The organism is Arthrobacter sp. H-02-3, from assembly GCF_003097355.1.
Lineage (GTDB): Bacteria > Actinomycetota > Actinomycetes > Actinomycetales > Micrococcaceae > Arthrobacter > Arthrobacter humicola.
The window spans coordinates 1-13379 of the sequence record NZ_PYUI01000029.1 but is presented as its reverse complement, the minus strand read 5'-3'; the positions used below and the strand labels follow the sequence as shown (position 1 = coordinate 13379).

Annotated in this window: 12 protein-coding genes and 1 pseudogene; 5 read left to right on the top strand and 8 right to left on the bottom strand. The window is 64.7% G+C overall.

Annotated elements, in window-relative coordinates; translation table 11 throughout:
* Window positions 1-749 precede the first annotated feature (749 nt).
* A complete protein-coding gene (locus tag C9424_RS19805) occupies window positions 750-2117 on the top strand; it encodes a ferredoxin reductase family protein (RefSeq protein WP_116768565.1) in 1368 nt (455 codons plus the stop codon).
* Between the two features lie 202 nt (window positions 2118-2319).
* Here C9424_RS19805 and C9424_RS19800 read toward each other — a convergent pair whose 3' ends face one another.
* Window positions 2320-3294: an aldo/keto reductase gene (locus tag C9424_RS19800; RefSeq protein WP_116768564.1), complete on the bottom strand. Its 975-nt coding sequence runs from the start codon at window positions 3292-3294 to the stop codon at window positions 2320-2322.
* 750 nt (window positions 3295-4044) lie between these two features.
* On the opposite strand from C9424_RS19800, the gene C9424_RS21535 reads away from it, so the two are divergent.
* Together C9424_RS21535 and C9424_RS21350 are read left to right on the top strand one after the other, a co-directional pair.
* Entirely contained in the window at window positions 4045-4533 is a 489-nt protein-coding gene (locus tag C9424_RS21535; protein WP_161958263.1) for a DUF4304 domain-containing protein, read from the top strand.
* Window positions 4534-4646: 113 nt separating this feature from the next.
* Window positions 4647-4949, top strand: coding sequence for a hypothetical protein (locus tag C9424_RS21350; RefSeq protein ID WP_133247543.1), 303 nt, complete (start codon window positions 4647-4649; stop codon window positions 4947-4949).
* Between the two features lie 284 nt (window positions 4950-5233).
* On the opposite strand, the pseudogene C9424_RS22250 reads toward C9424_RS21350, so the two are convergent.
* Together C9424_RS22250 and C9424_RS19785 are read right to left on the bottom strand one after the other, a co-directional pair.
* Window positions 5234-5486 (bottom strand): annotated as a pseudogene (locus tag C9424_RS22250) (IS110 family transposase); the annotation flags it as partial.
* A gap of 189 nt (window positions 5487-5675) precedes the next feature.
* Window positions 5676-5939, bottom strand: a complete 264-nt coding sequence (locus C9424_RS19785) for a cyclase (RefSeq protein ID WP_116768562.1) — start codon at window positions 5937-5939, stop codon at window positions 5676-5678.
* A gap of 1018 nt (window positions 5940-6957) precedes the next feature.
* Here C9424_RS19785 and C9424_RS19780 point away from each other — a divergent pair.
* Window positions 6958-7563, top strand: a complete 606-nt coding sequence (locus C9424_RS19780) for a cysteine hydrolase (protein WP_116768561.1) — start codon at window positions 6958-6960, stop codon at window positions 7561-7563.
* Between the two features lie 147 nt (window positions 7564-7710).
* On the opposite strand, the gene C9424_RS19775 is transcribed toward C9424_RS19780, so the two are convergent.
* From C9424_RS19775 to C9424_RS19755, 5 genes are all read right to left on the bottom strand, one after another.
* Window positions 7711-9162, bottom strand: a complete 1452-nt coding sequence (locus C9424_RS19775; protein WP_237563582.1) for a phospholipase D family protein — start codon at window positions 9160-9162, stop codon at window positions 7711-7713.
* A gap of 269 nt (window positions 9163-9431) precedes the next feature.
* Complete coding sequence (locus C9424_RS19770; protein ID WP_116768559.1) at window positions 9432-9956, bottom strand: DUF2087 domain-containing protein; 525 nt, start codon at window positions 9954-9956, stop codon at window positions 9432-9434.
* 220 nt (window positions 9957-10176) lie between these two features.
* A complete protein-coding gene (locus tag C9424_RS19765; RefSeq protein WP_116768558.1) occupies window positions 10177-10683 on the bottom strand; it encodes a hypothetical protein in 507 nt (168 codons plus the stop codon).
* Window positions 10684-10886: 203 nt separating this feature from the next.
* On the bottom strand, window positions 10887-11735 hold the full coding sequence (locus tag C9424_RS19760) for an SDR family oxidoreductase (RefSeq protein WP_116768557.1): 849 nt from the start codon (window positions 11733-11735) through the stop codon (window positions 10887-10889).
* A gap of 197 nt (window positions 11736-11932) precedes the next feature.
* On the bottom strand, window positions 11933-12577 hold the full coding sequence (locus C9424_RS19755; RefSeq protein WP_116768591.1) for a DNA alkylation repair protein: 645 nt from the start codon (window positions 12575-12577) through the stop codon (window positions 11933-11935).
* A 288-nt stretch (window positions 12578-12865) separates the two neighbouring features.
* Here C9424_RS19755 and C9424_RS19750 point away from each other — a divergent pair, with 288 nt between their 5' ends.
* On the top strand, window positions 12866-13210 hold the full coding sequence (locus tag C9424_RS19750; protein ID WP_116768556.1) for a cupin domain-containing protein: 345 nt from the start codon (window positions 12866-12868) through the stop codon (window positions 13208-13210).
* Window positions 13211-13379 lie beyond the last annotated feature (169 nt).

Below are 13379 nucleotides of genomic sequence, written 5' to 3'. Positions count from 1 at the left end.
TTGACTTCGATTGGATGCTTCCCGGCACTCTGGCCTAATGACGACCCGGGCCAGGTGCCCGCAGAGTCTCACGGACTCTAGCTTGATGCTCCATGATCGGTAACGCCTGGGAGGATCGTCCGCCAAGTGCCGCGAAGGAAGTCTTCAGCCACGGCTCTTCCTGCGCAGCCGCTTCACTAGCGGCCAAAAAACGGGCCCATTCCTCCGCGTGCTCACGGTGCGGCCGGTGACCCACCTCCACAAGCGGGTGCCGGACATAGAGGCCCTCTACGGCGTGGGCTCGGTTCTGGCGACGCCCTGCGCCCTCGTGTCCCTCGGGCCTCTACCGTGCCGCCAAGAAGCGTGCCGGGGCCACGCCCCGATTGGCAGCCATGCTCGGCTCAGCAGCCGGAGCGGTCCTGACCCTCGGAGCGGCCGCCATGATCCTCCTTAACCCCTTGACCTCACCGGAACGTGGCATCGTGAGGCCTAGCAAGAGCAAGATCGAGGGGGCAGCGGAATACCTATGCAGATAATTCGGGATGACGAGGAGCGGGTGCGAGGCAGTGGGGGAGGGTGCTGGGACGCAGAAGGGCATTCGCCATGACGTAGACCTTTCACATCGGGGCACGCTGCTCAATCGGCAAGTCAATCGGCCCGGCACAACCACCGCCCATGCTGGTGTCTGGTTCTCTGCGCCGCCCGTGGCTGGCCTAGGATGACGGCTAGGCGGTGCTGCACGAGCAAGCCGTGATGAAGGAGCGAGATTCTTGGTAGTTCCGCAGCCCGGAGCCAAACCGTTGACGTCGCTCCCGGGCGTGCCCCTGCGGCGCGTGGGCCCTACGGTGATCATCATCCTCGCGGGAGCCTACGCCTTGTATTGGCTCCTGGCCCGTCCCGCGGGGGAACCTGCCGCCCGATACGTCGGCCAACTCTTCGGCGGGGAGTCGATCCTGCTGCTCTCCATCGCCCTGGTCCTGATCAGCACCCTTCCGCAGGTGGAGCACGTGTTCGGCGGGATTGACCACGCAGCCATCTGGCACCGGCGTGCTGCAATCACCGGGACCGTCCTGCTGCTTCCGCACATCGAGCTGGCAGCCAACCCGGAGGCGACCGGCGTGGGGAAAACCCTTGCCGTCATCGGGATCTCCGGGCTCGCGGCCCTGGTGGCCTGGGCCATCCTGCCGCGCTGGCGGACCATGGTCCCCGCGCGGGTGCGTGACCTGGTCCTTGGCCTCGGAAGCGCCCGGCCGGTCCGCCTGGTGGGCCGCCTGCTGGGTGGTTACGAGCGCTGGCGGGGCTTCCACCGTTTGACGGGAATATTTGTTGCGGCCGGGTTCTTCCACGGACTGCTGGACGCCACCGCGTTCGACGCCGCCCCCGGGCTACGGTGGAGTTTCGTGGCCATCGGCGGCGTCGGGCTGGCGTTCTACGCCTATCGGGAGCTCCTGGCGCGCCGCTTCCTGCCGCACCACGACTACCAGGTGGACCAGGTCAAAGCGGTGGCCCCGGATCTGGTGGAGCTGCGCCTTGCACCGCTCGGCAAGCCGCTGGACTTCCGGCCTGGCCAGTTCGCCATGATCTACCTGGAAACCAAGCAGGGCTGGCAACGCCATCCCTTTTCCATGTCCGGTTCGGCCCGGGACCAGCACCTGCGTATCACCGTCAAGGCGCTTGGGGACCACACAACAAGGCTTCCTGACGTGGTGCAGCCCGGAATGCCGGCGGTGGTGGGCGGACCCTACGGCCGGTTCGACAGGCACAAGGGAACGGAACACCAGGTCTGGATTGCGGCCGGTGTGGGAATCACACCGTTTCTGAGCTGGCTGCGGTCCCTGGAGGGGGATCTGCGGGAGTCAGTCCACTTTTTTGTCACCTCGGCAGGGCCGTCCCCGTTCGCCGCGGAAATCACATCCATCGCGAAAGACTACCCAAGCCTGACCGTGCACCTGGTGGACACCGCCGTCGACGGCCGGTTGACGCCCGAGCAGGTGCTTGCCGCCGTGGACACCCCGCCCCGGAAGCTCTCGGTCTTCATGGGTGGGCCGGATCCCATGCTCCGGCAGTTCCGGAAGACCTTCCGTTCTGCAGGAGTCCGCACAGCCAACATCCACCGCGAGTACTTCCAGTGGCGCTGAGTTGTCCGCCGGGACGAATGGGGTTCTCTGCCGATTCAGCCGCCGGCAGGATACTCACCTGATGATGAGGGGCGAAAGGCCCACGGCCTGAACGCCGCGACGCCCCGTGTGCTGACTTTGTCAGATCCGGGCCAGGCCGCGCTTCAGCGTCCGTCAATCGCGCGGTTGGTGCTGCCGCCGGGTCACTGCACGCCGTCGCTGCTCAGTATCCGGCGACCGCGTGCGGGACGTAGAGGCTTTCCAGTTCCGCCTTTTCCTCGGTGGTTAGTGTCAGTTCCAGGGAGGCGACGGCGTCGGTAAGATGTGCCGGCTTGCTCGCCCCGACAATCGGCGCGCTGACCACGCTGTTGGAGCGGACCCATGCCAGGGCGACCTGGGCGCGGGGCAGGCCGCGGCGTTCGGCAATGACGCGCACAGCTTCGGCGACCGCCCTGTCGCTTTCCTCCGTGGTGTAAAGCGTCTTGCCGAACTCGTCCTTCTCCGAGCGGTTGGTTTTCTCGTCCCAGTCCCGGGTGAGCTTCCCCCGCGCTAGCGGACTCCACGGCAGCACCCCGATCTTCTGGTCCGCGCAGAGGGGGAACATTTCGCGTTCCTCCTCCCGGTAGACCAGGTTGTAGTGGTCCTGCATGGTGACGAAACGGGTCCATCCGTTTAATTGCTGAAGGTAGAGCGCTTTGCTGAACTGCCAGGCGGACATCGAGGATGCGCCGATATAGCGGACTTTGCCAGCTTTGACGAGGTCGTGAAGGGCTTCCAGAGTCTCCTCGATCGGCGTGGCGGGGTCCCACCGGTGAATCTGGTAAAGGTCCACATAGTCCGTTGCCAGCCGGGTCAGGCTGGCATCGAGTTCGGCGAAGATGGCCTTGCGGGACAGGCCCCGCCCGTTGGGTCCCTGCCGCATCGCGCCGTGCACCTTCGTGGCGATGACGGTTTCATCCCGGCGGGTGAAATCCGCCAGGGCCCGGCCTATGATTTCCTCGCTGGAACCGTTGGAGTACACGTTGGCAGTGTCAAAGAAATTGATCCCCGCCTCCACGGCCTGGCGGATCAGCGGCCGGCTCTGGTCCTCCGGCAGCGTCCAGGGATGCGGGCCCCGGCCCGGGTCCCCGTACGTCATACATCCCAGTGCCAGCGGGGAGATGTCCATGCCGGTGTTGCCGAGTTTGATGTATTCCACGTTCGTCCTCCGTCAAACAGTCCCGGGCCCGGCTGCGGCCCTTGCCCCCACGCTATGTGAAGAACGGCCAACTGTGTGCACGCAAGGGGTCCCCGGCCGATCCCACCGTCGCAGCGTCGCAGGCAGATGGCCGGGTTTGGAGAACCAGCCCGGTTGGAGCGGAGATCAAAGGCCGCCGGCTTAATGCCGAGCCGGCCGGCAGTGTCGTCGCAAGGGACTTAGACGACCCGTGACGGCAGCTTAATTCGGTCCGCTGGCCCGTGCTGTCCGGCTGCGAGGATGGCTTCGGAGACCGCGGGGCACACGCCTGATAAGGTCGATCCGATCCGTCAGAAACGGAGGTTGTTGGCCATTCGGAGCTACCCCCATTAACGCGGTTCAAGTGCGTCAGCCGACCGACTTCGAAAAAGGGCCAACTAAGTTGGAACAACCGCTCATTCAAGTGATCGAAAGTTCCCGCGAACACTGGGGTCAATTATGGAGATTTGTATAGATAGATCGGAATCTCACATCCATCCAGCTCGAAGGCCGTCGGCCGACCTAGTTGGTTTTGGCCGTAATCGCCGCAGCAGGCCCCGTACGTCTTTAGTGCGGGGCTTGTTACGCCGGCGCCCAACGCGAAACCCTTCGCAAGTCCGTCCATGCGAACTCGGAGCACGATGGCACGCGTATGAAAAAGCGTGCACTCGATTCGACGTGGCCGCCGGCTGGTTGCAGGGATGTGAACCACATGTATCCAGGCGATGTACCGTGGACTGGATCTGTCGCCACCTACGGAGGATCACGACCTCGAACGTCATTCAAGCAACCTTTGGCGGCTTCATGAAGGGCGCCGGCTTCTCGAAGAGGAGCGGATCGTGGTACCGAATCACTGATGAGGTGATCACCGTGGTCGAACTGCAGAAGTCGCGGTACGGATTGCAGTATTACGTGAACCTTGCACTATGGCTGCGCCCCCTCGGAGAGGTGAAGACCCCGAAGGAGCAGGCGTGCCATCTTCGGACGCGCCTCTCGAGGCTTGCTGGAAGCGAGGAGGGCCGGCTCTCGTCACTGCTGGACCTCGACGTGCCGATGCCTGAAAGGGAGCGGGCCGAGAATCTGTTGGCTTTTTTCACTATCCACCTGGGGCCTGTTCTGGAGGCGGTTGCCAGCCTTAACAGTCTGCGCCACGAGGCGGGGCAGAAGGTGGTCGCCGCGTCGTTGGTTATGGGTCCAGCGAGAGAGCTATTGACCGCGTAGGTGCCGTCTTCAGCTCATTGCTGTCGTCACTCGAGGGACTATTTAGACATCGACAACATCTGGGACCTCTGTCGAACGTGCAACCGTCAGAGGGGCGCGAAAACCCTCGACGAATGGAATGGATACCCGTGACGATTCCGACATCGGAGCCACAACTCCCTTACGAGACGAAGTCGTATGTGTGCATCCACGTCTTCGATCGGATCCGGCCGGTGCTGTGTGTGACACGCCCGGACGGTGATTGGTGCGCACTGTGCGGTGGTGATCATCCGGACGACGCGAGCTCTTACCGTGTCGTCGGGATCGGACACGTTGTCGATTACGACCCGTCGGTGGCGGAGGTGCTTGATCTTCGCCCGAATCAAGAAGCCGAGCGTGAAGCGGTTGGGGAGCCATGGCGGCGGTCCGACTTCTAGGACGCCTGCTCTTCGTGGCGCTCAATGTCGTATCGACCATCGACATAAGAATCTCCGGCCATGATCCGTTCAAGATCCACATTGGTCGATCGGCATGAGCCAGCGATCTCCCAGAGATGACGCCCTGGTGGGCGGGTTGGATGACTGGCAATACGCATCATGGATTTATGGCAGTACCCGACTCGCAGGGCTTCGTGACTCCGCATCAAGGAGGATCTGCGCTCTTGGCCCTATTGCCGAATTGCTCTTTGCCGGTGCAGCCAGGTGTGGTGGGCGTCGGTCTAGGCATCGCCGCCGGAAGAGACCAGGCCGTGGCGCAGCAGGAGCTTGGAGAGCCGGTTCCTGGCCCGCACGAGATCCGCGCGGACGTCCTCGCGGGCCCGCACCAGATCCTGGGCTGCCTCCTGCGAGGGGGGCAGGGACCCGCACTGGGGTGACTTGGCCCAGCAGGGTCAACCGGGCCAGATGCTCGGCATCCCGGGCATCGGTCTTCACCCGGTCCCCGTAGGGTCGCTGGAGTTTGGACGGCGCCGCGACCGCGCATCTCCTGCCTCAACCGCCAACATTGGCCACGGTCTCGGCTATCGCCGGCGCTTCGCTGCGGCTCCGCAGTTCGCCCGCCGGAGACGGACTGGGCAGGAGCAGGTCTGACGTTCCATGTGTGGACGCGGCCGCGCCGGCCGTCGGTGGCCAGGCCGTGCGGGGCCCGAGGTAGCGCCGACTGCCCTATTCGTAGATTTCGATGCGCGGTTCGCCCACGATGCCGCTGCGCTGGACGGCTTGCTTTAGCTCCGGGTTGGCAGCGAGGGCGCGCGCCTTCTCGACGGAATCGAAGTAGTGGAGCACCAAGACGGTGTCAGGGTCATCGGCCATCCGGTGGACGGACTCGCTTGTCACGCCGGCGGACTTCTGCATGTCTGCCGCTGAATCGTAAACCTTGCGCCAGGTGTCGTAGTCGGCGACGCGGTGCTGGATGGCTAAGAGTGCCATTGAGGACTCCTCAGGGTTGAGTGTTTGTGCGCGGCGTCGAAGGATCCGGCGCCGCTGGACAAGAGCCAAAGCTACGCCGGTCCCCTGCTCCGGGGAAGAGGCTATCAGCGGCGATGGATCGTCTGCCGGCCAAGGCACTGGGTGGCCCGGATGTGTACGCGACCGAACTCCGGCCAGGACGGGGACTGGGGCGGGCGGTGGCGGGGCGACGAGTGTGCGGCGGCGTTGCGGCTGGCGAGCTTCCTGTCGCCTGCCTGACCGACGCGGATCCCGGCTGCGGCAGCCTGGGCGGCCATCCCGTTGTCCCGGAGCCCGTAGCCGTGCAGTTGCCTTCAGGCCCAGGAGCCGGTTCAGCGGCAGGTCGATCAGCTGCAGGTCCGACGCGCTCTGGACCGTGGCGTAGGCGACCTGTTCGGCGCGGCGGTCCGAGGTGGCGTGCCGGCTGCAGGTCAGCGGCCAGGGCAACCATCTTGGTGGTGGGCTCTTCCGGTTCGCCGTCGGTTTCGCCGAGGCTGTGCCGAACCATTTGTGCCAGACCGTGGCCACGACCTCCGGGGTGACGGGCATGCCGGCGACTAAGTGGCACGGTGCCCGCCGGGCGGGGAGTGCTCCATGATCCCGAGGTGACCGCCGTGTCCCTACCGCCGTGCGCCCGCGGCCAGCACGGCCAGGCAGCCTCCGCGCGGCGCGCGCGACACGGTACAGGTGATCGGAAATGCTCTGGTCCGGTTTGACCGCGACAACGCGGATCCGGGGGAACGTTGTCGGGTTGGACGAACGGGTGGGCCTGCGGAATCACCCACCGGCCGGCACAGGCATACGCCCTGGCCTTGATCACCGTGATAGCCTTCCGCTGGCTCATCGTCAGTCCCATCCCTCAAGGATGTCCACGGCCCCGTCGTTCCCGGACCTTTTTAGAGAGTCAACGCGGCCCCTTGTCCTGTGCGTGGGCCGAGGCTAGTCTGACCTCGACCGTCGGCATTGCCGCGGGCGCGTCACCGCCGATCAGGAGGATGCCTTGAAGTTTGATCCGAACACCACCGCCGTTGTACTCATCGAATACCAGAACGATTTCACGTCCGAGGGAGGCGGGCTGCATGACGCTGTCCGACCGGTCATGGAAAAAACGGACATGCTCGCCAATACGGCTCGCGTTGTAAAGGCGGCCCGCGCGGCCGGTGTCACGGTAATGCACGCGCCCATCACGTTTGCCGAGGGCTACAACGAGCTCGGCAAGCATCCGTACGGGATCCTCAAGGGGGTCGTGGACGGTGGCGTGTTCGTCAAGGGAACCTGGGGTGCGGCCATCATTGACGAGTTAGCGCCGGCCGGGGGCGACATCGTCATTGAAGGCAAAAGGGGTCTCGACACCTTCGCCAGCACAAACCTGGACTTCATCCTGCGCAGCAAAGGCATCACCACCATCGTCCTGGGAGGGTTCCTGACGAACTGTTGCGTCGAATCAACCATGCGCAGTGGCTACGAGAACGGGTACCAGGTCGTGACTTTGAGCGACTGTGTCGCTGCAACATCGGTTGAGGAACACGACAACGCGATCGCGTACGACTACCCGATGTTCTCCACCCCGATGACTGCCGAGGAATTCTCCAGCCGGCTGTCTTAGCTTTGCAGAGGACGAAGGCCGCACCGTCCGGCACGAAGCCATGGTGCGGTCCGTTCTGCCTCCGCTCTATTTGGTGGCCGTCACGCTGCGCCGCAATCGTTGACCATGTGAACGCCAATTTCTATCGACTCGCCCACACCGGCTTGCCTAGAACTCTGTACTGCCACGCAGCCGACGGGGGCGGCCGTCCGGGTCCACGACGAGGCGGCTAAGCGGAACCGCCCAGAGACGTTGGAGGGAGGACACGGGCTCTGGGGTGTGGAGGCGCGCATGTCCGGCGGGGCGAGGCGAGCGCTGCCCGGATTCGTGCCATTGGTCGAGAGCGTCTGCGGTGGTGTTCCAAAGCTTGAGCCCAGCCGCCGGGTCGAGGAGCCGGGGATCGTCCTGGTCCAGGCCCAGGTGTTCCGCCCAGAGTTGGAGCCGGAGCCCGTGGGCCAACGGCCGGGAAGCGTCATGGTCCGAGTCTGTGCCGGGAGTTTCCCGGTTGTCAGCAGTGGCATCGAGTACGGCGCAGGTGAGCTCACTGTCGGTGGTCCACGATCGGCGGTTGAAGTTGTCTGAGCCGCAGGTCATCCAGGTGTCATCGATGATGCAGATCTTGGCGTGGACGTAGATCGGGGTTCCGGCGCTGTTCTCCAGATCGAACACGCCGACCCTGTCGGGCGCGACCCGGCGCAGCATCCTGATGGCACGCAGTTGCCCGATCCGGATAGCCGGTCCTGCTATAGCACCGTCGGAGTCGGGGTAGCGGGGCACGACGGCGATCACGTTCAATTCGGGGTTCCGTTCGAGGGCCTCCGCAATTCCGGTTGCGACCTCTGTAGACCACAGGTACTGGTCCTCGATGTAGATCAGCGAGCGAGCGCGGGCGAAGGCCTTCGCATAGCCGCGGGCAATGCTGCGTTCCCCCTCGGGTGCGAACGGGAACGGAGGACGTTTCACCCCGTAGGTGCGCAGCAGCTGCACGGAGTGAGGGCCCGCCGGTGGGGGCGGCGGCGCAGTCTCCGGGAGCGGTTCGGGGTGCCGGGGCATACGGGCCAGACGTTGCAGCAGCATCCGGTAGGGGGTGCGCCGGTCCAGGGGATGGGGGTCGTTCCACCGTTCAGCAAACACTGCCAGGACATCTGCCACCACTGGGCCACGCAGTTCGAGGGTCGCATCGTGCCACGGGGGGCGTTTCCCGTACCGGGAATCCATGTCCACCGCTTGCGGGTCGCCCGCGTGGCCGGCATCGTCCCGACGGCTGTGGGAAAGGTCGATCCCGCCAACGAACGCGACATCCCGCGACGGATTGTCACGATGGCGGATGACGAATAGTTTTTGGTGATGGGAGCCGAAGAGGCGTACACGCTGATCCAGCAGCACCTCTCCGCCGGCGTCGTTGATCTGATGACTTAGCAGCTCGTTGGATCGGCTGCTGATCGGGGCCGATACGCGCTCTCCGTGGGATCTCCAGACAAGGCCCCGCACTTCCACGCCTGCGCGGGCCAAGCCCGAGAGCACGTCGCCGATCGACGGTCCGTCGGCCAGCAGCCGCTCGTCGGCGTCGCCGCGCCAGTCGGTGAACCACACGCGGTCTCCCGTCTGCAGAGCCGTCAACTCCTGATGCAGACGGGCGAAGTAGGTTGCTCCATGAATCAGGGGCCGCACTAGATTGCCCTCCGACCAGGACAGCGATCCGGCACCCCCCGCGTGGACGTCTGTGGCCAGATTCCCCCGCTCGGCGCGACTCAGAAACCACGTACCAGCATTACTGTCCACTCAGTCCTTCTTTCGGGGCCCGTTGCCGCTAGTGTCCGGTCTCAAAAAATAGCCTACGACTGTGCTGACCAATGCCACCGACAGGGTGATCAGCGTCCGGTTCAAGCCTATGTTTTATCGGGCCGTGAGTAGGAGGAGCCGGAGGGCGTCCGTTCCAATAGCCCGAAGTCGATCATGTAGCGGCGCAGCATCACGACGTCATCGGTATAACTGAGGAGCCGTTCATTTACCTGCTTTTCCGTTAGGTGTTCACCCGGCTCGATTGCGTCGCTGGCAATCCAGGCCAGGAGCTCCCGCCGTTCCGCCATGTTGGCTGGATACCGATCGATTCTGCCTAGGCGCATGAAGCGAGCCACTCCGGTCTGCGCCTGTCGCCGGGGTTGCTGCGTGAGCAGGTCGCGGAAGATCGACTCAGACGCCTCCAGTTCGTTGGCAGCATTCCGTTCGACGAGCCCTGACTCGAGCAGGGCGGCGATGGCCCGGTTCCGCCGTTGGTCATTCAGATCAGCAACCACGTCGGCGAGCTTGGCGCCCAGTACGATTTGCGCGTAGACGGTCCGCGCGTCCTTGTTGGCGAGGGCCGCCACCACTCGCCGCCAGTGCGGTCCGCTCAGCCGCGTCCCTCCGGTCACAGCCTTCTCCTCACTCTGCGACCACCCATTCTGTGCCGGTCAGCGTGTGTCTGGTCAATAGGCAAGATCGTAGTCCGGAGCGGACGCGACGGACAGGGTCTGCGGGCGGTCGGCTGCGCGGCGATGGGCGAAAGTGTCGGGACACGGCAACACCCCCTTCCCTAAGGCCGCCAGATGGTGGCCGGTGTATCGGAAGGGGGTGCAGCCAGGGGCGCTCGGATCAGGCGTCGGCGGGATCCTCCACCGGCGCGACAGGGGTCTCTGCCGCGGATTCTGCCGCCTTTTCGGCAGCTTTCGCGTCGGCCTCGACGGCGGCCTGCGCAGCTTCGGCGGCGGCTTCCTCTGCAGCTTTCGCGTCAGCGGCTGCCTTTAGGGCTGCCACTTTCGCTGCCGTGGCTTCACGCTTCTGGGCTTGGGTGGCCTTCTTGGCGACCTTCTTGGCCTCCTGGGCGGCGTGCTTCTGTGCGACATCCGCAACGGCGGCAGCGTTCTTCGCCTCGGCGGCAGCCTTCAGGGACGTGACCTTGGCCTTCACAGCGGCAAGCTTCGCGGCGGCTGCCTGCTTCTTCAACTGCGCCTTGGCCTTCGCCTCAGTGGCCTTTGCGGACGCCTTAACGGAGACCGAGTGTGCGGCTTTAGTCGGAGCCGCGTTGGCGACTCCGGCACCTGCACCGGTGAGAACGGCGGTGGTCAGGACGACAGCGCCCAGTTTCTTTGCAATCGACATGCGTGATACTCCAATGATGAGTGGCCCGGGCCGTGCGGGCGGGATCTCGCTCGCTGGTTGCCGTCAGCCTAAAGTGGAAGCAGGGAGTCGTTCAACCGGAAGCGACGATGCTTGGCAGAACCTTGGCGAATGCTGTGACTTCAGTCTTTCGGGCCCCAATTTTGTGCCGGCTACTCTCGCGATGGACCCCTGCTAGTCTTCAGTCAGCCCTGGCGGTTCGCGTCCAGCACAGCGACGTCCAGGGGCATGCGGTTGGCGCGACGGAGGCGTCCGGCCAGCACGTTGCGCACCCCGCGGGTCACCATGGTCGTTTTGGTCAGATCCCGGAACTCGGCGGCGTCCGACGTTACGAGGTCCAGGAGAGGGCGCGCGGCGTCGTCAGGGTTCTGCCCCCAGAGCCCGACGACGACCTGCAGCCCGCCCAGTCGATGCTCGTACCCTGGCTGGGACGTGACGTGCCCCAGCATGTCTGTCATCACCAATCCCGGATTCATGCCATGCACCCGGACGCCGGTGCCCTTGGTCTCCAGCCGCAACGTCTCGGTGAACTGGCGGACCCAGCGCTTGCTCGACGCATACGCGTTCTGCAGCGCGACCGGCCCCTGGTCGCCGTGGCCATAGACGTTGACGAGATCGCCGCGGCCTTGGCCGAGGAACACGGGCAACGCAACCCTCGACCCGTGGAACGTGCCGAGGATATTCGTGCGCACCACTCGCGTGAAGTCATCGACCGGCGTGGACGCCGTGGGCCCGTAGACACCTGAGGCTCCGGCGTTGTTGACCCAGATGTCGAGCGTCCCGCGGCCTAAGGCCTCGTCGCGCAGGGCTTCGACGTCGGCCAGCTCACCGGTGTCGCAGTGACGTCCGGACGCCGCGATCCCTTCCGTGTGCAGCCGCTCGACGGCGGCCGCGACGTCCACTTCCGACCTGGACGCCAGCACCACCGTCGCGCCCTGATGCCCCAGTAGCCGGGCCATTGCAAACCCCAGACCGCGTGTCGAGCCAGTCACGACCGCCACGCGGCCGCGGAGGACGTCTCGTTGCGAACCCATGCTCTTCTCATACGCGCAACGGCCGCAGAGAGCAAGAGCGAGATGCGCAGAGGGCCGGAATATTGCCGGATCCGCAGGTGGCAGCCCGGCCGGACAAGTTCCTTCGGGACTCAAGGCGTCCCAATGCGGCGTGCTTCCGGCGGATTGCTCGATTGCCGACAAGAGCTAGCAGGGGTCGCAGTCGAGTGCGAACGCTCCTATTTATCGTGCTGTCGGCGCACCAATTCGGTTATCCAGATGGGCGCGAACGGAGATGTGCAGTTCGGGGGAGTCGGATAATCCTTGAGCACCTCCAGGCGCTCACCGATGTCGATGGCGCGGGCGCGGTGCTCGGCATGCTCGATCCCGATCTGGGCCAGGCAGTGGTTCATCGCCCACTGCAGGCGGTCCTGGGCGTCCTTCATCTCCGCCTCGATGACGTCGAGCAGTCCTGCGAGGTCGAGGCCCTCGGGCTTCTTCGCCACGCGTTCGCTGGTCAGCGCCCAGCCGGCACTAGCCACTACCGGATCCGGGTCGGCCAACCAGGTCAGGCGCAACTCTTCGGAGTGCGGGGTCTTCTTCACCACGTAGTTCACGTGCCAGTCGTGCACCTTGGGGCTGCGCGCCTGGCGCAACATGAAGTCCAACTCTTGACGTTCGAACGCCTTCGGGCGGCAGATCAGGACCGCCAGCAGTTGCGCAGCGGTGTCATCCGTCTCCCAAAGCTGGCGCGCGAGGTCCTGCTGGGTCTTCAGCCGCTTCGCGAGTGCGCGCAGTTTGCCGAGGTTCACACCGTGATCGTCACCGTGTTTCTCGTTCACCACGCGTGCCCTCGGGTCCTCAAGATCGGCCAGTTCCGCCATCACGTCGTCCGCCGTCGTCTCGGCCACCTCGGCCTCCTGTTCATCAATTGTGAGGTTGAGCCTACTTGGAAAGCGGTCAGCCTGCGCCGTCAGGAGCGCACTCGGGATGCGGTTGAAGAGGGGTGCTGACCAAACCCCGAGGGTCAAAGAATCTGGAAAAGTCCCAGACGCCGATTCCGGTTCCATGGTTCAATGACGTGACGTCGGGCACGTCGGGCACGTCGGTCCGGAGATCAGCTCGTGTTGAAGGTCGAATGCTAGCCCCTGGAAGTGCAGAGAGAAAGCGCGATGAGCAAAGACCAGGCGGTACCCGAGACGAAAGGTGTCACGTCGGAGCTGCTTGCGACGGTTGACCTCGGCCCTGAGATCGAGGGTATGGCCGGGCGCCAGCTTCGAATGCGTATGGTGACCTTCGAGCCAGGGGGAGTCTTCGGCCCGGTGCACGACCATATAGACCGACCGGGCATCGTCTACATCTTGCAGGGAACGATCACCGACCATAGGAATGGAGTCACTACAGACTACGGGCCGGGGGTGGGCTGGCCCGAGGACCGGAACACCGTTCACTGGCTGGAGAACCGAGGAACGATTCCCGCGTCGGAGATCTCGGTCGACATAGTCCGCCAAGATTAGGCTCAGGCCCAAGATCTGAATCGGCCCGCGACTGGTCGTTCAGGCGGATTGGTACAGGGCGCATTCGTGGGTGGGGTCGTCGAGGGGTGCCGGCCAGTCGGGGTCGTCGGTGTTTGCGGCGGGGAATGGGTGCCCGGCCGTGAAGTGGTGCCAGTCGGGGAAGGGGTCC

Excerpts from the sequence above, each read along its gene's own strand:
- C9424_RS19785 (WP_116768562.1), bottom strand. The coding sequence starts at position 5,939 with ATGGCACTCTTAGCCATCCAGCACCGCGTCGCCGACTACGACACCTGG.
- C9424_RS19750 (WP_116768556.1), top strand. The coding sequence starts at position 12,866 with ATGAGCAAAGACCAGGCGGTACCCGAGACGAAAGGTGTCACGTCGGAG.
- C9424_RS19755 (WP_116768591.1), bottom strand. The coding sequence starts at position 12,577 with ATGGCGGAACTGGCCGATCTTGAGGACCCGAGGGCACGCGTGGTGAAC.
- C9424_RS19765 (WP_116768558.1), bottom strand. The coding sequence starts at position 10,683 with ATGTCGATTGCAAAGAAACTGGGCGCTGTCGTCCTGACCACCGCCGTT.
- C9424_RS19760 (WP_116768557.1), bottom strand. The coding sequence starts at position 11,735 with ATGGGTTCGCAACGAGACGTCCTCCGCGGCCGCGTGGCGGTCGTGACT.
- C9424_RS21350 (WP_133247543.1), top strand. The coding sequence starts at position 4,647 with ATGGAATGGATACCCGTGACGATTCCGACATCGGAGCCACAACTCCCT.